Below are 19,812 nucleotides of genomic sequence, written 5' to 3' on the forward strand. Positions count from 1 at the left end.
TTGGCACGTCCCTATTGCACGGATACCCCACAATGGAAAGGGCGTTTTGTGTGTTTTACGGCGATGCCCCGCAAGATTTAGGGCCGCGCTCCGGGGAGAGGCAGCCCTTTTTTGAGGTTTTGGTAGCAAAGGAAACCTTAGACCGTTGCGGCGTTGGTGGCTTTGGAGAGTTTGCCGCGCATCCAGATTTGCATGATTTTCGAGGCGATATAGACGATCACCAGCGTGGCGCCGACGAGTTCGAGCCCGCCGATCAGGCGAAACGGCATGGGGGCGAGCGTGGCGGCGGCGAACATCATGTTGGCGAAGGCGGCGAGCGGAAAGGTAAAGGCGCCCCAAAGCGCGGAGAAATCGGCTTTGGTCAGGTAGCGGATGGCCGCGAGACAGACGAGGAGCGCGGTCACGCCGATCCATGCGAAGGCGAGCGCGAGGGTCGTATAGCCCAGAAGCGTTGCGACGATGCCGAAGAGCGACAGCGGCGCGAGATGGATCGCCAGAAGCGGACGCAGCGGCGGCGGCACATCGGCCTTGGCGAATTGCAGCGCGGAGATCAACCAGATCGCGGCGGCAATCGGCAGGGTCGTGGCGAAGATAAATTGCGACAGGCCGAGCCAGCCGAGCGGCACGGCAGAGAGCGGTGCGAGGATGAAGCCGACGAAGGAGAGGTGCCATGCGGGCGTGACGCGGCGCTGTTCGGCGGGGCCGAGGGCGAAGGAGCGCAGGATCAGCAGGGCCACAATGGCGAGGGCGATGAGCGAGAGCACGAGGACGGTTTTTGCGGCCATGGCGGAATAGGGCACGAGGGCGGCGGCGAAGAGAAAGCCGGTGTCGGCCCCTGCAGCCAGCCCCGCACGGCCGGGCAGGATGCGCAGGTCCTCGGCGATCACCGAGGGGCGACGGGACATTTTGGCGAAATAGGTCAGAAGTGCGAAGAGATAAAGCAGCGACACCGCGCCAAGAAGCATTTCCCCGATCCAGATCGGCGCGCCGGGGATGACATGGCCCGCATTGCGCCAAGCAAGCCCAAGGCCCATCAGCCCCATGATCGGCGGAAAGATCGCCGGCGGCGTGGCGCGCCAAAGCCCCTTGGGCGCGGCGTTGAAGGGTTTCGGCATGATGCGCGGCGGGGTCTGGGACATGGGATAAGCCTTCAAACATATATTTCGAAGGTTGAATATCACCCTGCCCTGCCCGTTGAAAGGATTTCATCGGGGCGTATCATGAGGCGCGACGTCGCGGGCGCGACAGGCCATAGTTACGCCCGATTTCCAAACTAAGGCGAACCCTGTTTGAACCAATATCGTTAACCAGATTCCATTGAGACAGCCGAATGAGCACAAACACTTCACTGCCACGTCTTGCCGTCCTGATCGACGCGGACAATATGCCCGCCCGATATGCGACGGCCATTTTCGAGGAAGTTTCTTCCTTGGGCGAGGCCAGTATTCGCCGGATTTACGGGGATTTCAGCGGGGGCTGCCCACAGGGGTGGAAACAGGACGTGCTGGCCTCTCTCGCCATTGTCGCTCACCAACATTTCGCCAACACCACCGGAAAGAACGCCTCGGACATCGCCTTGGTAATCGACGCCATGGACATTTTACATTCCGGTCTTGTGAGCGGTTTCGTCCTTGTGTCTTCGGACAGCGACTTTACCCGCCTGGCAAGCCGCATCCGGGAACAGGGGCTGGATGTCTTCGGCATTGGTGAGGAAAAGACACCCGCCGCATTCGTCAACGCCTGCAAACGGTTTATCCGCGCCGAAAACCTCTCCTCACCCGACAGCGCATCCAGTGCAGAGAAGTCTTCTCAAACCAACATGGAGACCACCAAACGGGCGGCTCCGGTCAAACAGGAAAGCCCCAAGCGCCTCATAGAGCGGGCGATGGACAAGATCGAGCAGGAAAGCGATTGGTATGCGCTCAGCCAGATCAGCAATGCCATACGAGCGACACGCCCCGATTTCGATCCCCGCAACTATGGTCATGCGAAATTCATGACACTGGTCGAGCATCTCAACGGGTTCGAGATCAAACGTCAGGGCGGCACCCAAGTGTCGGTTCGCAAAACATCTGCAAAACAGAAATAAGGCCGCCCAAAGGCGGCCCATACAGCTCACAAGTTTCACCCTTTCGGCCGCATCGACAGCCCGTCGGCGAAAAGATGCACCTTTTCCGGCGGCGCGGAGAGTTTCACGGTCTGGCCCTTGAGGCCCGCGTGAATGCCCGGCAGCTTGGCGATGATCGGATCGTTGCCGCGCTCGGCCACGAAATAGAGCAGCGTCACCTCGCCCAGAGCCTCCACGACATCGACCACACCGTCGAGGATCGCTTCGCCTTCGGCGAGGTGCATGTCTTCGGGACGCACGCCGATGTTGACGCGGCGGCCCATGTCGGAGGGCTCCGTCGGAATCGCGGAGGTGGCGATGCCCTCGCCGTCGAGCTTCACCCGGGTCATCGCGCCAGTCTCGATGATCTCGCCTGCCAGAAGGTTCATCGCAGGCGAGCCGATGAATTGCGCCACGAATTCGTTGTCCGGGCGCTCGTAGAGATCGAGCGGCGAGCCGACTTGGGCGATGCCTTTGTTGGCAAGCACCACGATGCGGTCGGCCAGCGTCATGGCCTCGACCTGATCGTGGGTCACATAGATCATCGTGCTTTCGGGCATCGACTCCTTGAGCTGGGCGATCTCCAGTCGGGTGGCGACACGCAGCGCTGCGTCGAGGTTCGAGAGTGGTTCGTCGAACAGATACACTTTCGGATTCCGCACGATGGCCCGACCGATGGCGACGCGCTGACGCTGACCGCCGGAAAGCGCCTTGGGCAGGCGGTCGAGGTAGTTTTCGAGTTGCAGGATATGGGCGGCGCGCAGCACCGCCTCCTTGATCTCATCCTTGGATTTCTTGGCAAGCTTCAGGGAGAAGGCCATGTTGTCATAGACGGTCATATGCGGGTAGAGCGCGTAGGACTGGAACACCATGGCGATGCCCCGCTGTGCGGGGGGCACATCGTTGACGCGCACCCCGTCGATCTCAAGCGTGCCGCCGGAGATTTTCTCCAGCCCGGCGATCATCCGCAAAAGCGTGGATTTGCCACAGCCCGAAGGCCCGACGAACACAATGAGTTCGCCGGTTGCGATGTCGAGATTGATGTCCTTGAGGACTTCAACCTTGCCGCCATAGACCTTTGCGACATTCTCAAGTTTCAGCTCCGCCATGACGCTCTCCCCTCACGTTCTTATTGATCTTCGGGCTGTTCGCGCAGCATAAGCGCCGGTTGCCAGGGCCCGAGATGCAGTTTGCCGTCCTCCATCGGAGAGGCGGAGTTCAGCTCGCTGCCGACATGATGCCAGTTCCCCACCGGTGCGTCGAGCGTTGCGGGTTGATCAGACAGGTTGAAGACGCAATAGAGCTCTTCGTCGTCGTTTTTACGCGTGAAGCTCAGGCAAGCACCCTCGACCTTCATATCCACCATCTCGCCCGTCATCAGCGCCTTGTGCGCATGGCGGAAAGCGATGGCACGGCGGTAGTGATGCAGGATTGCGCCGGGGTCGTATTCGGATTGCGCCACCGAAAGCGACAGGTGATCGGGGCTGACCGGCAACCATGTGCGCGGTGCCTCGGAGAAGCCACCGTGATGCTGGGTCTGATCCCAGACCATCGGCGTGCGGCAGCCGTCGCGGCCTTTGAACTCCGGCCAGAAGCGGATGCCGTAGGGGTCTTGCAGATCCTCGAAGGCCAGCTCCGCCTCGGTGAGACCAAGCTCCTCGCCCTCATAGATACAGGCCGAACCGCGCAGGCACATCATCAGCGTGGTGAAGGCGCGCGCGCCCATCGGATCGAGATGCCAGCGCGACATATGCCGCACCACGTCGTGGTTCGAATAGGCCCAGCAGGCCCAGCCATCGCTTGCCACCTCGGCGACCTTGTCCATCACCTCCTTGACATAGTCGGGCGTCGGCGTGTCGCCGGACAAAAGCTCGAAGGCATAACACATATGCATGAGATCGTCGCCGCGGGTGTATTCGCCAAGGATTTCGAGCCCGCGCTGCTCATCGCCCACTTCGCCGACGGCGGCGGCATTGTAAGGCTCCATCACCGCGCGCAGTTTGCGCAGGAAATTGAGGTTCTCCGGGCGGGATTTGTCATAGACATGCTCCTGCCAGTTGTAGGGGTTCACCGCCGGGGCGGTTTTCGAGGTGCGCAGCTCCGGTGCCAGAGGCGGGTTGTCCCGCAGCTCGGCGTCATGGGTGTAGAAGTTGATCGTATCGAGCCGGAAGCCATCGACGCCACGTTGCAGCCAGAAGCGCGCCACATCGAGAAGGGCGTCTTGCACTTCGGGTTCGTGGAAGTTCAGATCGGGTTGCTCAACGAGGAAGTTGTGCAGGTAATACTGCATCCGCCCCGCATCCCATTCCCAGCCGGAGCCACCGAAGATCGACAGCCAGTTGTTCGGCGGCGTCCCGTCCGGTTTGGCATCGGCCCAGACATACCAATTGGATTTGGCGTTGTCCTTGGAGGCGCGGCTTTCCGCAAACCACGGGTGTTGATCCGAGGTGTGCGACAGCACGAGGTCGATCATCACCTTGACGCCGAGGCTGTGCGCCGTGTCGATCACCGCGTCGAAATCGGCCAAAGTGCCGAACATCGGATCGACGTCGCAATAATCTGACACGTCATAGCCGAAATCCTTCATCGGCGAGGTGAAGAAGGGCGAAATCCAGATCGCGTCCACGCCCAGAGAGGCGATGTACGGCAGGCGGTTCACAATGCCCAGAAGATCGCCGATCCCGTCGCCGTTGCTATCCTGAAACGAGCGCGGGTAGATCTGATAGATGACAGCGCCGCGCCACCAGTCTTTGTCACGGGTGAAGCCTGCGGAGGAAGAAGAAGATGCGTTCATGATTTTGCTCTTTTGTTACTTCACGGACCCGGCCAGAAGGCCGCGCACGAGATATTTCTGCATGAAAAAGAAGACGGTCAGTGGCACGGCGATCGACACGAAGGCTGCGGTCGCGAGGATTTCCCAATTGCCGCCGCGCGTACCCAGAAGTTCGACGATCTGGCGCGTCATCACTGTGGTGTCGCCGGAGCTGTCGATCAGGAAGACGAGCGCCACGAGAAGATCGTTCCATGTCCAGAGGAACTGGAAGATCGCAAAAGAGGCGAGCGCGGGGAACGAGAGCGGCAGGATGATTTTCGTGAAAATCTGGAAATCCGTCGCCCCGTCGACGCGGGCGTTCTCGATGATGTCTTTCGGCAGGCCGACCATATAGTTGCGCAGCAGATAGATCGCGAGCGGCAGACCGAAGCCTGTATGCGCCGCCCAAACCCCAAGATAGCCCTTGGAATTGATCGTATCGCCCGGCTCAAAGCCCAAAAGCCGCCCGATGCTCCCCACCTCGGCAAAGCGCCGGGCGTTGTCGGCCATCGGCGTGCCGACGAGGTCGACAAACCATTCGACGACCGCGCCGTGAAAGGACAGAAGCGGAATGAGCGCCAGTTGCAGCGGCACCACGAGAAGCCCGACGATCACCGCAATCAGAAATGCGCGCCCCCGGAAATCCATCCACGCCAAAGCATAGGCTGCAAAAGCCGCGATCAGGATCGGAATGACGGTCGCCGGGATCGTCACGGTGAAGGTGTTGATGAAGGCCTTGCCCATCTTGTCTGTGGCTTTGCCCGAGAACAGCACCGTGCGGTAGTTTTCCAGAGTAAAGCTCGGCAGCGTTTTCGCGGTCAGGAACACGCGTTCGCCGCGCGAGCCGGTATATTCCGAGTCCCCCACCAGCCGGTAATCACCGTTCACCTCGACCGTCAACAAACCGTCTTCGCCCAGATCGGCGGTGTCTCCGGCCTTATAGGCGTCGATGGACCGTGAAGTCGTTCCCCAGACGGAGATCTCGCCCGCCTTGGCACCTTCTTCAGCGAAAAGATTGCCCTCGATCACATATTTTCCATCGATCTGCTGCTGCGTCTCGGGCGACGCGGTGCGGATCATCGTGTTCTGCACCTGCGGGAACAGCGCCTTCCACCAGCCGGAACTGGAGATCTGGTCGGCGGTGCGGAAAGACGAAACGAACAGCCCGACCGTCGGGAAGAGCCAAAGAAAGACCAAAAGCGCGACCGAAAGATGCGTGGCCCAGATCAATGCGGGTTTCTTGCCAGCGATATTGTCCATGATCCCGCTCCCTTACCGCATCTCTTTGCGTGCGTTGTAAACGTTCCAAACCAAGATCGGCGTCACCAGCAACATGATCACCATGGCCGCCGCCGAACCGACGCCCCAGTCGCGAGCGCGGAACAGTTGGTCGTACATGTAATTCGCGAGAACCTGTGTCTCCCATTGGCCGTTGGTCATGGCGAAGACGATATCGAAGACTTTCAACACGGTGATCGTGATCGTGGTCCAGACCACGACGATGGTTCCCATGATCTGCGGCACTTTGATGCGGAAAAAGATCTGGAACGGGTTGGCCCCGTCGACAATAGCCGCCTCGATGGTTTCCTCAGGCACGCCTCTGAGCGCCGCCGAGAGGATCACCATGGCGAACCCGGTCTGAATCCAGATCAGCACCACCATGAGAAAGAAGTTGTTCCAGAACGGCAGGGTCAGCCAGTTGATCGGCTCCGCCCCCCCGAGGCCAAGGTAGATCGCGTTCAGGATACCGATCTGTTCCGTGCCCAGAGGCCGGGCATCATACACGAGTTTCCAGATCACCGCCGCGCCGACAAAGGAAATCGCCATCGGCATGAAGATCAGAGATTTGGCGATGGAACCCCAGCGGATGCGGTCGGTGAGTTGCGCCACCAAAAGCCCGAAACCGGTGGACATCGCCGGAACGACCAGAAGCCAGAAGGCATTGTTGCGCATCGCCTCCCAGAATTTCGGGTCGTTCGACATCTTGCGGTAATTCTCGAGCCCGACATAAGCCCCGCCGAGATCGCGATCGGTGAGAGACAATCTGAGTGTCTCGATCACCGGATAGGCAAGATACAGCCCAAGCGCCAACAGCCCCGGCAGCAGGAAGAGCCAGGGCCGGACAAGATTCGCCCGGTTGATATTTTCTCCTGCTGTTCTTCCTGAATGCGGAAAAACGAACCGTACAGAGATAATCAGAAGTGCAGCTAAGCCGAGAACGGCAACGATTGAGGAGTAACCGCCCCAAGACTGCAAAGTCCAAAGCGGAAAAGGTTTCACTACAATTAAGACGATGGCCAATATCACGAGTGCAACGCCAGCATAACCAATCGAACGATACCGCTTGGCCGCCAGCATACTTAAGCTGCGCGCCGGGAAGATCACCTTGTCGAGAATGATATTGGAAAAATAGAAATAGCCGATACAGGCGCCGACGCCGATGGCGATGGTCAGAAGACCCTGAAAAGCCGGATGCATTGTCTCTCTCCCCTTCGATCTGTCGCGCCGCGGTCTCCTGACCGGACCTGCCCTCCCCGCCTGACCGTTTCTCCCCGAACCGGGGGCCATCTTGAGCGGGGCGGACGTGAAAGTCACCGGCCCCGAAGGGCCGGAGAGCCTTTTGGGCTTAGACGCCGATTATTTCAGCGCATCCCAGGAGGCCTGGATCGACTTGGCGACATCCTCGGCGGATTTGCCGCCGGAGTAATCGACCATGCCGGTCCAGAAGGAGCCTGCGCCCACGCCGCCCGGCATCAGGTCGGAGCCGTCGAAGCGGAAGGTGGTCGCGCCGAGCAGGATCTCGTTCATCGCAGCCGTCGCCGGATCGCCGAATTTCGACGCATCGACGCCTTTATGCGGGGTCAGGAAGCCTTTTTGCGACATCCAGACTTCATGCGCCTCAGGTGTTTCGAGGAATTCGATGAACTGATGCGCCGCCGGGCTGTCATTGGTGATCGCCCAAAGCGTCCCTGCGCCCAAAACCGGGTTGCCGAGATCTTTTTCAGCATAGGACGGGAAGTAGAAGAAATCGACGTCCTCCCCCTCGACGGTGCCTTCCGGGAAATAGGCCGGAATGAAGGAGGCCATGCGGTGCATGTAGCACTGCGGCGGCGAGGTGAAGAGACCTTTCGGGCTGTCGCGGAAGTCGGTCGAGGCTACGGCGGAGGCCCCGCCGGAGACGAAAGCGTCATTGCGAGCGAACCAGCCGAATTCCTCGATCGCGGCGACCACACGCGGATCGTCGAATTTCACCTCGTTGGAAACCCAACCGTCATAGACTTCGGGCGGCTGCGTGCGCAGCATCATGTCCTCGACCCAATCGGTGGCAGGCCAGCCGGTCGCAGCGCCGGAGCCCAGACCGATACACCAGGGCGTCTCGCCATCGGCAACGATCTGTTCGGTGAGCGCTTTCAGCTCTTCCATCGAGGTCGGCACATCATAGCCCGCATCCTCGAAGTTTTCCGGCACGTACCAGACCAGAGATTTCAGATCGACCTTATAGAAAAAGCCGTAAAGCGCCGGGGTTCCGTCGGGCCCCACAGACGTGCCGAGATCGACCCAGGATTCACCGGCGGCGTAATTGTCGCGCACCCAGTTTTCCACATCATCGCCAAGCGGCGTCAGAAAGCCACGCTTCGCCATATCTGCCGCGAGACCCGGCTGCGGGAAGACGGCGATGTTGGGCGCGGAGCCCGCTTCGGCGTCGATCACGATCTGCTGTTCAAAACTGTCGGAGCCGACATAGGCGACATCGAGACCGCTCTGTTCTTCAAAAAGCTCAAGGACCTTCTCGACCATTTCCTGGTCGGCGCCGATCCACGGACCGGCAATGGTCAGATCCTGTGCCTGCGCGCCTCCAGCCATAAGGGCGAGCGTTGCAGCACCGGTCATAAGTGTCTTTTTCATGTAAAACCTCCCAGTTTTCATACCCGGACCCGGGTGAGGAAATCTTAGCGCTATCAGCCCGAAAATCAATCACTTCCATGGACGTCAAAGCGCTTTGACCACCCCACCCTGCCGGAAGCCCCCCCCAAAAGTCAATGACACGGATCAAGAGGACTTCACGGCACAGAATATAACTTGTAACACTTCCGCAACGTCAGCTTGCGATGACATCACCGAGCATGACGGCTCGGCCGAAACTCCCATCTTTACCTTCGCCCCGACCTCGGTCTAGCGTGGTGGGATATCACGGACCACACCACAGCGCCCTGTGGCTCACGCGACGCAATACCATCAACGGGGATCACATGAACCTCAAAGAGCTTTCCACCCTGCTCGGCCTGTCCCAGACGACAGTCTCCCGCGCCCTCAACGGATACCCGGAGGTCTCCGAAGCCACGCGGCAAAAGGTCATGAAAGCCGCCCGTAAACACAATTACGCTCCAAACCCGCGCGCCCGAGGGCTCGCCACCGGACGCAATCACGCCGTCGGCCATATCATCCCGCTCTCTAAAGGCCATGAGATGGTCAACCCGGTTTTCGCCGATTTCATCGCGGGTGCCGCCGAGATTTACTCGCGCGAAAACATCGACATGCTGTTGACCGTGGTGCCCGACAGCGGCGAGGCCGACGCCTATCGCAAGATCGCGGCCAAAGGCTCGGTCGATGGGGTGATCGTCCATGGCCCCAAGGCAGATGACCCCAGAATCAAGTTGTTACGCGATATCGGCATGCCTTTCGTCGTACATGGCCGCTCCGGAAGCGCCGATGAAAACGACTATGCCTGGATTGACATGAACAACCTGCGCGCCTTCGAGCGGGCGACACACTTCCTCATCGACCTCGGGCACCGGCGGATCGGCTTGCTGAACGGGCTGGAGGCGATGGACTTCGCCGCCAAGCGCCGCGAAGGCTATCGCGCTGCCCTCGAAGCCGCCGGGATCGCGGAAGATCCGGCCCTGTGCCACAGCGCCGAGATGACCGAGGAATTCGGCTATGTCGCAACGATGAAGGTTCTGAGCCTGCCCGAACCGCCGACTGCGCTACTGGCCTCGTCAATTATCATCGGTTACGGCGTGCGCCGCGCGCTCGACACGCTGGACTTGCGGATCGGCAAGGATGTGTCGCTGATCGTGCATGACGACGAGCTGTCCTATATGCGCAACGGCAGTTCAGAACCGATCTACACCGCCACCCGCTCCTCGGTAAAACTTGCCGGGCGGATCTGTGCGGAGATGCTGCTCGACCAGATCGCCCACCCCGAGCGCCCGCCGCGCCACGAATTGCTCGATGCGGATCTGCTCATCGGCCATACAACCGGCCCCGCCCCCAAATAACCAAACAGCCCCTTGCGCCAGATCATTGCACGACCGGCCCCGATGCGGTTAGCGCAAAATTCAAAGCGCTTTGATCTTGTTTGCCCCTGCGCCTTCCCACTATAAGCGCAGTTAGCCCTTCACAGATGGAGCATCCGATGACCCCGTCCCCCTCGCTCACCCGCAAAGATTTCCCCGACGGTTTCCTGTTCGGTGCCGCCACCGCCGCCTATCAAGTCGAAGGCCATAAATTCGGCGGTGCGGGTCCCTGCCACTGGGACAGCTTTGCCGCCACCCCCGGCAACGTGCTTAGGGCCGAAGACGGCGCGCGGGCCTGCGACCAGTATCATCGCTACGACGAGGACATGGACATTCTGAAGGCCGGGAATTTCGACGCCTACCGGTTTTCCACGAGTTGGGCGCGGGTGATCCCCGAAGGTCGCGGCGCGGTCAATCGCGAGGGGCTCGATTATTACGACCGCCTGACCGACGCGATCCTCGAGCGCGGGCTGGAGCCGCATGTCACGCTCTATCACTGGGAACTGCCCGCAGCACTTTCCGATCTCGGCGGCTGGACCAACCCGTCCATCGCGCGCTGGTTCGGCGATTTCGTCGAAGTGATCGACGACCGGATCGGCGACCGGGTCGCCACCTACGCCACGATCAACGAACCGTGGTGCGTCTCTTACCTGTCGCATCTGCTGGGCCATCATGCGCCGGGTCTGCGCAACATCCGCGCCGCTGCACGCTCCATGCATTACGTGCTCAAGGCCCATGCCGAAGCCGTCGCCCGCCTGCGTGCCCATGGCCGCAACAACCTCGGCATCGTGCTGAATTTCGAGCACACCCAGCCCGCTACGGATGAGCCGAAAGACATTCGGGCCGCCGCCACACAAGACGCCACCCACAATCGTTGGTTCATCGAGGCCATCGCCAAGGGGCGCTATCCGAAAGAGGCACTCGAAGGGCTTGAGCCACATCTGCCGCATGGCTGGCAGGAAGATCTCAAGGCGATCTCGCGCCCGATCGACTGGCTCGGCGTCAATTATTACACCCGCAATCTTGTGGCCCATGATCCGGAGAGCCCCTGGCCTTCGACCGCCCCGACGCAGGGTCATCTCGCCACCACCCAGATGGGCTGGGAGATCTGCCCGGAGGGGCTTGAGGCGCTGCTGTTGCGGCTCAAGGAGAGCTATGTCGGCGATCTGCCGATGATGGTGACGGAAAACGGCATGGCCTGGGACGATCACCTGCGCAATGGCGTCGTGGACGACCCGGAGCGCTGCGGCTTTATCCGTGACCATATGGCGGCGATGCAGCGTGCCATTGCGGACGGTGTCAACCTCAAGGGCTTCTTCTACTGGTCGCTTCTGGACAATTACGAATGGGCCTTCGGCTATGAGCGGCGCTTCGGGATCGTGCATGTGGATTTTGACACGTTGAAACGCACCCCCAAAGCCTCGTATCACATGTTGAAAGACCTTCTGGAACGGACCTGAGCCATGCCGCAACACCCCGCCGACACTCTCACCCTCGTGGCCGACATTGGCGGGACCAATACCCGTGTGGCACTGGCCGACGGCGTAAGCCTGTTGCCGGAGACGATCCGGCGCTATTCGAACCGCAAGTTTCCAGGGCTCGAAAGCGTCTTGCGGCAATATGTCGAGGATGAGGGCGGCGTGGATTGCAAGGGTGCCTGCGTGGCGCTCGCCGGTCCGGTGCGCGACGGGGTCGGCACGATGACCAATCTCGACTGGACCATCGACCGCGACACGCTCAAACGGGCCACGCAAGCCGAACATGTTTCCATTCTCAACGATTTGCAGGCGCAGGGCCACGCTTTGGGCCTGATCGCACCAGAGAACATCCGCCCGGTGATCGAGGCCCCTGCCGCCCCCTCGCAAGCCGTGCGTCTGGTGATCGGCATCGGCACCGGCTTTAACGCCTCTCCGGTGTTCGAAACCGAAACCGGCCGGTTCGTCGCCCCCTCCGAGAGCGGTCACGCCAATCTGCCGATCCGCACCGCGCATGAGCTCAAGCTCTGCGCATTCGTCGAGACCGCGCACGGGTTTCCCGCCATCGAGGACGTGCTTTCCGGCCGTGGCCTCGAACGCACCTACCTGTTCCTCGGCACCGAGGCCGGAACTCCGCGCGAGAAATCCGCAGCCGACATCATGGCCGGTGTCGAGAGCGGCAAGGATGCCATCGCCACCGAGGCCGCCCGGCTCTTCGTCCATATGCTCGGCACCGTGGCCGGAAACCTTGCACTCATCCAACTGCCCTTCGGCGGCATTTACCTTGTCGGCGGCGTAGCCCGTCACATCGCGCCTTACCTCGATCATTTCGGATTTGATGAGGCGTTTCGCGATAAGGGACGCTTTGCCGGTTTCATGAAGAATTTTTCCGTCTCCGTGATCGAAGACGACTATGCGGCGCTTACGGGATGTGCCTCGCACATGCACAACATCTACCCATAACCCCTTATTATAAAGTGTATTTCAAAAATATCCGCACGATTTGTCGTAGATTTTCGCGGCGCCTATAAAAATCGAGGCACGTAACCTCGTTTTAACTCCCTTGCCCTTACACAAGGTCTCGTGACCGCAGTTGTAAGGGAAATTCGAGATGTCTCACCCCTGCCGTAAAAAAGGCGTGCGCACATGACCACACATGTGCAACTCCACGACCGGCTCGATTATCAATCCGTGGCTCCCCTGTTGGCGGAGCTCACCGCCATCACCGACGATACACTGGTGATCGATGCCGGCAATGTCCGTCATCTCGGCACCCTGCCGCTTCAGGTGATCCTCTCCGCCATCAAGACGCGCGCGGCACAAGGCAAGACCACGCGATTGGCCCATGCCTCCGACAACTGCATCGATATGCTTGGCCTCTTTGGCTTTACCCCCGAAACCCTGACCCAACCGGAGGCCTGGACATGAGTCTGGAAGTTCTCGCTGTCGACGACAGCCGCACCATGCGCGACATGCTCAATCTCGCCCTGTCATCGGCGGGCTTTACCGCCCATCTCGCCGAAGACGGCATTCACGGGCTCGAAGTGCTCGAAGACATCGAGCCCGACGTGATCATCACCGACATCAACATGCCACGTATGGACGGGTTCGGTTTCATCGACGCCGTGCGCTCCGAAGACAAATGGAGCCGCATCCCGATCCTTGTGCTCACGACAGAGAGCGCCGACGAACTCAAGGCCAAGGCCCGCGCCGCCGGTGCCACCGGCTGGATCGTCAAGCCGTTCGACCCCGCCAAACTCGTCAAAGCTCTCCAAATGGTGGCTGGTTAAGAGGTTCCCATGTCCGACCCGATGGCAGAAATCCGCGCCTCCTTCTTCATCGAATGCGAAGAACTTCTGGAAAGCCTCCAGGATGGCCTGCAACTGATGGATGACGGCGACACCGACCCGGAAACGATCAACATCGTGTTCCGTGCCGTGCATTCGATCAAAGGCGGCGCCGGGGCTTTCGGACTCGACGATCTCGTCCATTTCGCCCATCGGTTCGAGACCGCGATGGATGAGGTGCGCGCCGGGCGTTTTCATCCGGATGGTGAGGCGATCCGGCTCTTTTTCACCTGCGCCGATGTGCTGGGAGATCTCGTGCGTGCCGCCCGGGACGATGACGTCGTCGCCTCCGACGTGACCGATCCGGTGCTGGAAAAACTCGAAAAACTCGTCGGCGTCGAAGACGAATCCGAAGAGGATCTCGATTTCACCCCGGCCACCCTGTCACTGGATTTGTCTCTGGATTTCGAGGGCGATGCAGGCCTGCCTGGACTTCCCAATCTGCCAGATTTTCCCAATCTCTCCACCCTGCCCATGGCCGGACCGGACGAGGACACTCTTCCGTTGACCGAACCACTTCCTACCAGTGAATCGATCGCTGGCAGCAAAGGTTTCATCGTCTTCTTCAAACCCGAGCCCGCACTCTATGTCTCGGGCAATGAACCGCTGTATCTCTTCCGCGCCCTGCGCGACCTTGGCGATCTGGCCGTGACCTGTCACGCAACCTCCCTGCCCGCTCTCAACCGGATCGATGCCGACATCGGACACCTGTCCTGGACCCTGACCGTTCATACCGAAGAAAGCGAACAGGCCGTGCGCGAGGTGTTCGAATTCGTCGACGGGCTGTGCCAGCTCGACATCACGCCGCTTTCGGCCAGCACCGCACCGGCGACAGCCGCTCCGGTCGCAGTGGCCCAAGTTCTGCCCCCCTTGCCGCCTCTGGAGCCGTCTTCTCCTGTCGCTGCCCCCCCTCCTGCACCTCTGCCCCCGGCGAAACCCGTGACAGCGATGGTTGCCCCCGAAACGCTCGATGACGAAGAGCACGCCAAACATGTCGAGAGCACGCCCGCCGAGGGTGCGGCCCCGGCAAAAACCACCGGCACCCCGACACAACCGCGCGCTACGGTGCGGGTGGATCTCGAACGCATCGACCGGCTGGTAAACCTCGTCGGCGAACTCGTCATCAATCAGGCCATGCTCAGCCAATCGGTGACTGAGGCTGGCCTTCCGCCGAACTCACCGGTCTCAACGGGTCTTGAAGAATTCCTGCAACTCACGCGCGACATTCAGGAATCTGTGATGATGATCCGCGCCCAGCCGATCAAATCCCTGTTCCAGCGCATGGGCCGGATCGTCCGCGAATCCTCCGCTTCCGTTGGCAAGGAAGTGCGCCTGCATACAGATGGCGAAAACACCGAGGTCGACAAGACCGTGATCGAACGCCTCGCCGACCCGCTCACCCATATGATCCGCAACGCGGTCGATCACGGGCTCGAGAACCCCGAAAAACGTCTTGCCGCAGGCAAATCCCGCGAGGGTCACGTGATGCTCACGGCGCAACACCGCTCCGGTCGCATCGTGATCGAAGTCAGCGATGATGGCGCTGGTATCAACCGCGAGCGCGTGAAGGCGAAAGCCATCGAAAAGGGCCTCATCCCCGCTGATGCGCAATTGACCGATGGCGATATCGACAACCTTTTGTTCCTGCCCGGTTTCTCCACGGCGCAAGAGATTTCGAATCTCTCCGGTCGTGGAGTCGGTATGGATGTGGTCAAAAGCTCCATTCAGGCGCTCGGCGGCCGGATCACGATCACATCTCAAGAAGGTAAAGGCACAACCTTCTCGATTTCCCTGCCCCTCACTCTCGCTGTGCTCGATGGCATGGTGGTGCGGGTGGCCGACGAGACCCTCGTCGTCCCGCTCAACGCCATTCTCGAAACACTCACGCTCACCGATGACGACGTCAAGGCGCTTGGCCCGGAAACCCACGTCGTTCAGATCCGCGGCGGCTTTGTCCCCCTGCTCGATCTCGGCGCGGAGCTTGGCTATCGCACACCGCAGGAGAGCTATGTCGGTGGCATCGTTCTCTTGATCGGACAGGAGGACGGCAACCGCGCGGCTCTGGCCGTGGATGCGATCGAAGATCAACGTCAGGTTGTCATCAAGGGGCTCGAGGGCAGTTACGGCCGTGTCCCCGGCATCGCCGCCGCCACCATCCTCGGCGACGGGCAGATCGCACTCATTCTCGATCCGACCGATCTGGTCAGTCAGGCCTCCGGTCGCACCCGTCCCCGCGCCCCCCAACATGCTCATGTAGGATAAGACAATGACCGACAACGACAAACTGACTTCCTCATCGTCTATCGAACTCTTGTCATTCCGCGTTGGCGGTCAGGACTACTCGGTGGACATCATGTCCGTGCGCGAAATTCGCGGCTCCGCCAAGGCGACGTCCCTGCCGCATGCCCCCTTCTTCGTCAAAGGGGTCATCAACCTGCGCGGCACCGTATTGCCGATCATCGATCTGTCGGCGCGCCTCGGATTGCAGACCGGTGAGGATTCCGAACGCAACGTCATCATCGTGGTCGATCTCGGAGAACGCACCGTTGGTCTTATGGTCGATGCCGTGTCCGATATTCTCGCCATTCCCTCCGAGGAGATGCAGCCGCCGCCTGATCTCGCCGCAGATGACGCTCGCACCTTCGTATCTGCCCTCACCATCGTGGACGGACGGATGATCCGTATTCTCGATCTGGAAGCCGTCATGCCTCCGCAGGGCGAGGAGGTCGCTTGAGCGAATTGTCCTCCATAAGCGGCCGTCCCAAAATGGCAAGCTCCATCTCGGATCGTGCCTTTGCGCGGATCGTCGCCATTGCGGCCAGAGAGGCAGGCATCGTGCTTGCGCAATCCAAGGTCTCGATGGTGAAATCTCGCCTGAGCCGCCGTCTGCGCGCCCTGAACATCCCGAGCTTCGACGCCTACCTGGATTTCCTCGAGACCTCCATGGACAAGCAGGAGATGGAGAGTTTCATCTCCGCACTGACCACGAACGTGTCGCATTTCTTTCGGGAAAACCATCACTTTGACTATCTGAGTACCACCATCATTCCGCATCTCCGCAAGAAGCTTGCGACCGGGGGCAAAGCGCGGATCTGGTCGGCAGGCTGCTCGAACGGGCAGGAACCATATTCCATTGCGATGACGATCCTCAAGGAAGCCCCGGACCTCGCCAAGAAGGATCTCAAGATTCTGGCGACAGATATCGACCCCGAGGTCCTCGTGCGGGCGAAAAGCGCGCAGTATATCGGGTCTCTGACCACGGGGTTGAGCGATGAGATGATCAAGGCTTTCTGCACATCCTCCGAACAGGAGGGCGAAACCGCACTGACGCTCAAATCGGACGTCAGGAACATGGTCGCGTTCCGTCAGCTCAATCTGCATGCCGACTGGCCCATGAAGGGCAAATTCGATCTGATTTTCTGCCGCAACGTCGTGATCTATTTCGACGAACAGACGCAGGCCCGGCTATTCCGGCGCTTTGCCGACATTCTCGAACCCGGAGGTTGGTTAATGCTCGGTCACTCGGAGCGCCTGAGCGAGAGTGCAGCACCGCTTTTTGAAAATGCGGGCGTCACCACCTACAAAACGAAGCAAAATGCTCTGCTCCTCCCTTCGCTTGAGGCGCAGGCCCCAAAAGGAACGGTCTGATGGCACTGCGGGATCAACTTCGAGTCATGGTCGTCGATGATATGTCCACAAGCCGCGGGCTTATCACCAACGCTCTGGATTCTTTCGGCATTCGCAACGTCGCCAGCGCGGCGGATGGCCCTTCCGCCCTGCAAAAACTCGCAACCACCCCGGTGCATCTCGTGATCTCCGATTACAACATGCCCGGTATGGATGGTCTGCAACTTTTGCATGCCCTGCGCTCGAACGGCCCCACGCGCGGCATCGGCTTCCTGCTGATCACCGGGCGTGCCGATCGTGAAATCATCGACATGGGCAAACGTCTCGGCATGAACAATTTTCTCAAGAAGCCCTTTGATCCGAACGGTCTGCGATCTGCAATAGAAGCCATCGTGGGAAAACTCTGATGTCGCCGATCCCAGCACATTCTCTGCCGCAAGACAGTTCGACCGAACCGGCGTCCATTCCTCTGAAAACGCTGAACAAACGCATTCAGGACGAAATGGTGACGCTCGTCATCTTGGCCGCGGAGGTCCAGATTGCGCTGGGGCCGACACTTGCGGAAGCCAAAAGCCTCTCCCCGGCGGTGCAACGCAGCCTTCAGGCGATCGACCGCCTGCATCAGACGCTTGACGATCTGCAACGGGTGATGGGGCATCTGTCCGGTCAGGCCGAACAGGAGCTGGTGGAAATCAACCCTTTGAGCGAGGTCATCCGGCTGCGCCATCTCGCTCACAAGTTATTCGACAATATCGACGCGCCTTTCGCCCTTTCGGAAGACGACTCCGGGGAAATCGCTTGGTTCTGAACCTTTCTCCTCAAGCAATCACTTCACCTCGAACCTTCACAGTCTCAGCATCCAGATCTGACTGAAGAAGCGTCCCGGTCGTGCGGCGCTCTGTTATGAATATCTCTGAACCAAGCCAGAAAAACAGGCCATACGGAACCGACCCGATACCGTTCAAAAGGGAGAGTGATATAGAATTAAAGAGCACCTGTCTCCACAGACACTCTGTTTTGCGCCCTTGAGATTGCCCGCCTATTCGACAGGAAGGTCTCCGGTTTTCGCCCGGAGTTCGCGCAGACTATGCGCACGACAAAGACAACGGAACGCAAGCAACCACCTGCGCCGTGCCGAACTGTCGTGCTCAGCGACGATAACAGCGGGAATGGTTGCCGAATCCGGCGGGTGAACAGATCCAGGAGCCAGAACCTTGTGGCATCGGGGATGGCGTGGTCATGTCGGCAGCCGCGACCTCCTTGCCAGCCGCGAGCCAGTCAAACCGGGTGTTGCCGCTGCCGCCAACCGTAGTCTTTTGCGCGCCCGTTTCGGTCTGCGAGGCCAATACCGGATTGCCCGCGGCCATCACGGCCACTGCGAAGGCGGCGGTCAGAACCGCTCTGGATAGAACGCCTTTGCGACACACATGGGGAATAGATTTCGTAAACACGAACATTGCTCTGCCTCCTTTGCGCGGCCTCGTCCAGCACAGGGGCAGAGACAGGTCCGTCGTTCTCTCGTTACCCCGTGATTGGTAAAAACGAGGTTACAGGTCAAGAAGGTCATGAGTTCGTCACAAGCATGGCAGCATTGTGTCAGACGCGAATGACGGATGTGATCCGGATAAAATCAAATAGCTTCAAAAGATTGCACAGAACAAAAGAAATGGGCGGTTTTTCGCCGCCCATTTGCTTGTGTCGCAATTTAGAGCAAAACGCCCATGATCAGGTCATTTGAGAACCTGATTTTTGATCCGCCAATCCGGCTGACCAAAGCCTTCCGGCCACGGGTAGACTTCCGGGTAGTTGAAGTAGACGACACCGACCAAAGCCGGATAATCGGCGTTTTCGACCCGCACGGTGTTCTTCCAGTTCTCGACGTACCCCGCCTGCCCGACATAGCCCAACTCGGCCACCACAACCGGTTTACCAAAGGCCTGCGCGCGTTCGTAACGCGGTGCGAAAATCTCGTCATAGGTCCGGTCATGACCGTATTTCGCCTGATCCCAGGCCTGAAGCCCAAAGACCGACAGACCGACCAGATCGGCATACTCATCGCCCGGATAGTATTGCGCCATTTTCTCATCGCCCAAAGGCGACCACATCAGGTTGATGTTCGGCGCGTCTTCCTTGCAGAGATCCGTCATCCGGCGGTAGGCGGCAATGTAATCGTCCGGATCCCAGCCCGCCCAGATGAACTGACCGCTCTCGTCGTCCATCTCATGCATGAACCGCAGCGTCACCGGGCTTTTCAGCGTGCCCAGAACCTGACAGACCGCATGCATGTTGCCGTCGTAAGTGCCGTTGAAAATCCCCTCACGCAGGTAGCGCGCGGTGTTGCGTTCGCTCCGGGACCAAGTCCAAGGCTCCAGCGTCACCAGAAGCGCGCGCTGACGTTCGAGCGCGTAAGCATCGGCATCGTTCAGCGACGGAAGGTACACGTCCTCCCATGGCAGGAACAAATGCTCGACGGTCACAGCCCCGTCGCGGGAGAAATCCCCGTCCGGGTCATAGGCCCCGAACGGCACCTGCCCCGGCGGCGATTGCGCAAAGCCCATACTCAGAAGCCCCGACAGGACCCCTATCCCAAGACCGGCGCCCAGCGCCTTCATCATCCGTTTTGTCGACATGTTCATCATCGCTCCCT

19 protein-coding genes are annotated in these 19,812 nt (G+C 59.9%); 11 read left to right on the plus strand and 8 right to left on the minus strand.

The window, feature by feature from the left end; translation table 11 throughout:
- Window positions 1–137: 137 nt before the first annotated feature.
- Window positions 138–1,139, minus strand: coding sequence for a TDT family transporter (locus V1475_RS15320; RefSeq protein ID WP_479413440.1), 1,002 nt, complete (start codon window positions 1,137–1,139; stop codon window positions 138–140).
- Between the two features lie 191 nt (window positions 1,140–1,330).
- Here V1475_RS15320 and V1475_RS15325 point away from each other — a divergent pair, with 191 nt between their 5' ends.
- Window positions 1,331–2,089 (plus strand): NYN domain-containing protein, encoded by a 759-nt coding sequence (locus tag V1475_RS15325; RefSeq protein WP_479413441.1) that lies wholly within the window; start codon window positions 1,331–1,333, stop codon window positions 2,087–2,089.
- Between the two features lie 35 nt (window positions 2,090–2,124).
- On the opposite strand, the gene V1475_RS15330 is transcribed toward V1475_RS15325, so the two are convergent.
- From V1475_RS15330 to V1475_RS15350, 5 genes are all read right to left on the minus strand, one after another.
- Complete coding sequence (locus V1475_RS15330) at window positions 2,125–3,216, minus strand: ABC transporter ATP-binding protein (protein WP_479413442.1); 1,092 nt, start codon at window positions 3,214–3,216, stop codon at window positions 2,125–2,127.
- Window positions 3,217–3,236: 20 nt separating this feature from the next.
- Window positions 3,237–4,901: an alpha-glucosidase gene (locus tag V1475_RS15335; RefSeq protein ID WP_479413443.1), complete on the minus strand. Its 1,665-nt coding sequence runs from the start codon at window positions 4,899–4,901 to the stop codon at window positions 3,237–3,239.
- A gap of 15 nt (window positions 4,902–4,916) precedes the next feature.
- A complete protein-coding gene (locus tag V1475_RS15340; protein WP_479413444.1) occupies window positions 4,917–6,179 on the minus strand; it encodes a carbohydrate ABC transporter permease in 1,263 nt (420 codons plus the stop codon).
- A gap of 12 nt (window positions 6,180–6,191) precedes the next feature.
- Complete coding sequence (locus V1475_RS15345; RefSeq protein WP_479413445.1) at window positions 6,192–7,397, minus strand: carbohydrate ABC transporter permease; 1,206 nt, start codon at window positions 7,395–7,397, stop codon at window positions 6,192–6,194.
- Window positions 7,398–7,556: 159 nt separating this feature from the next.
- Window positions 7,557–8,825 (minus strand): ABC transporter substrate-binding protein, encoded by a 1,269-nt coding sequence (locus V1475_RS15350; RefSeq protein WP_479413446.1) that lies wholly within the window; start codon window positions 8,823–8,825, stop codon window positions 7,557–7,559.
- Window positions 8,826–9,169: 344 nt separating this feature from the next.
- Between V1475_RS15350 and V1475_RS15355 the strand changes: the two genes are divergently transcribed.
- The 10 genes from V1475_RS15355 to V1475_RS15400 all read left to right on the plus strand — a co-directional run bounded on the left by V1475_RS15355 (window position 9,170) and on the right by V1475_RS15400 (window position 17,973).
- Window positions 9,170–10,198, plus strand: coding sequence for a substrate-binding domain-containing protein (locus V1475_RS15355; protein ID WP_479413447.1), 1,029 nt, complete (start codon window positions 9,170–9,172; stop codon window positions 10,196–10,198).
- A 137-nt stretch (window positions 10,199–10,335) separates the two neighbouring features.
- The gene (locus V1475_RS15360) at window positions 10,336–11,676 is read left to right on the plus strand and encodes a GH1 family beta-glucosidase (RefSeq protein WP_479413448.1); all 1,341 of its coding nucleotides are present in this window, start codon (window positions 10,336–10,338) and stop codon (window positions 11,674–11,676) included.
- Window positions 11,677–11,679: 3 nt separating this feature from the next.
- Window positions 11,680–12,654 (plus strand): glucokinase, encoded by a 975-nt coding sequence (locus V1475_RS15365; protein ID WP_479413449.1) that lies wholly within the window; start codon window positions 11,680–11,682, stop codon window positions 12,652–12,654.
- Between the two features lie 183 nt (window positions 12,655–12,837).
- Window positions 12,838–13,119 carry an STAS domain-containing protein gene (locus V1475_RS15370; RefSeq protein WP_434286936.1) on the plus strand — a complete coding sequence of 94 codons (282 nt, stop codon included), beginning with the start codon at window positions 12,838–12,840 and terminating at the stop codon, window positions 13,117–13,119.
- Window positions 13,116–13,481: a response regulator gene (locus V1475_RS15375; protein WP_066704896.1), complete on the plus strand. Its 366-nt coding sequence runs from the start codon at window positions 13,116–13,118 to the stop codon at window positions 13,479–13,481. Before V1475_RS15370 ends, V1475_RS15375 begins: the two co-directional genes overlap by 4 nt.
- A 9-nt stretch (window positions 13,482–13,490) precedes the next feature.
- Window positions 13,491–15,800: a chemotaxis protein CheA gene (locus V1475_RS15380; protein ID WP_479413450.1), complete on the plus strand. Its 2,310-nt coding sequence runs from the start codon at window positions 13,491–13,493 to the stop codon at window positions 15,798–15,800.
- Window positions 15,801–15,804: 4 nt separating this feature from the next.
- Window positions 15,805–16,272: a chemotaxis protein CheW gene (locus V1475_RS15385; RefSeq protein ID WP_066704893.1), complete on the plus strand. Its 468-nt coding sequence runs from the start codon at window positions 15,805–15,807 to the stop codon at window positions 16,270–16,272.
- A 32-nt stretch (window positions 16,273–16,304) separates the two neighbouring features.
- Window positions 16,305–17,186: a CheR family methyltransferase gene (locus V1475_RS15390; protein WP_479413451.1), complete on the plus strand. Its 882-nt coding sequence runs from the start codon at window positions 16,305–16,307 to the stop codon at window positions 17,184–17,186.
- Window positions 17,186–17,572 (plus strand): response regulator, encoded by a 387-nt coding sequence (locus V1475_RS15395; RefSeq protein WP_479413452.1) that lies wholly within the window; start codon window positions 17,186–17,188, stop codon window positions 17,570–17,572. The genes V1475_RS15390 and V1475_RS15395 overlap by 1 nt, the downstream gene beginning before the upstream one ends.
- Complete coding sequence (locus V1475_RS15400) at window positions 17,572–17,973, plus strand: hypothetical protein (RefSeq protein ID WP_479413453.1); 402 nt, start codon at window positions 17,572–17,574, stop codon at window positions 17,971–17,973. Before V1475_RS15395 ends, V1475_RS15400 begins: the two co-directional genes overlap by 1 nt.
- 340 nt (window positions 17,974–18,313) lie before the next feature.
- Here V1475_RS15400 and V1475_RS15405 read toward each other — a convergent pair whose 3' ends face one another.
- Complete coding sequence (locus V1475_RS15405; RefSeq protein WP_479413454.1) at window positions 18,314–18,622, minus strand: hypothetical protein; 309 nt, start codon at window positions 18,620–18,622, stop codon at window positions 18,314–18,316.
- Window positions 18,623–18,895: 273 nt separating this feature from the next.
- The gene (locus V1475_RS15410) at window positions 18,896–19,801 is read right to left on the minus strand and encodes a glycoside hydrolase family 26 protein (protein WP_434286929.1); all 906 of its coding nucleotides are present in this window, start codon (window positions 19,799–19,801) and stop codon (window positions 18,896–18,898) included.
- Window positions 19,802–19,812: the final 11 nt, after the last annotated feature.

This window comes from Celeribacter sp. SCSIO 80838 (assembly GCF_056498065.1).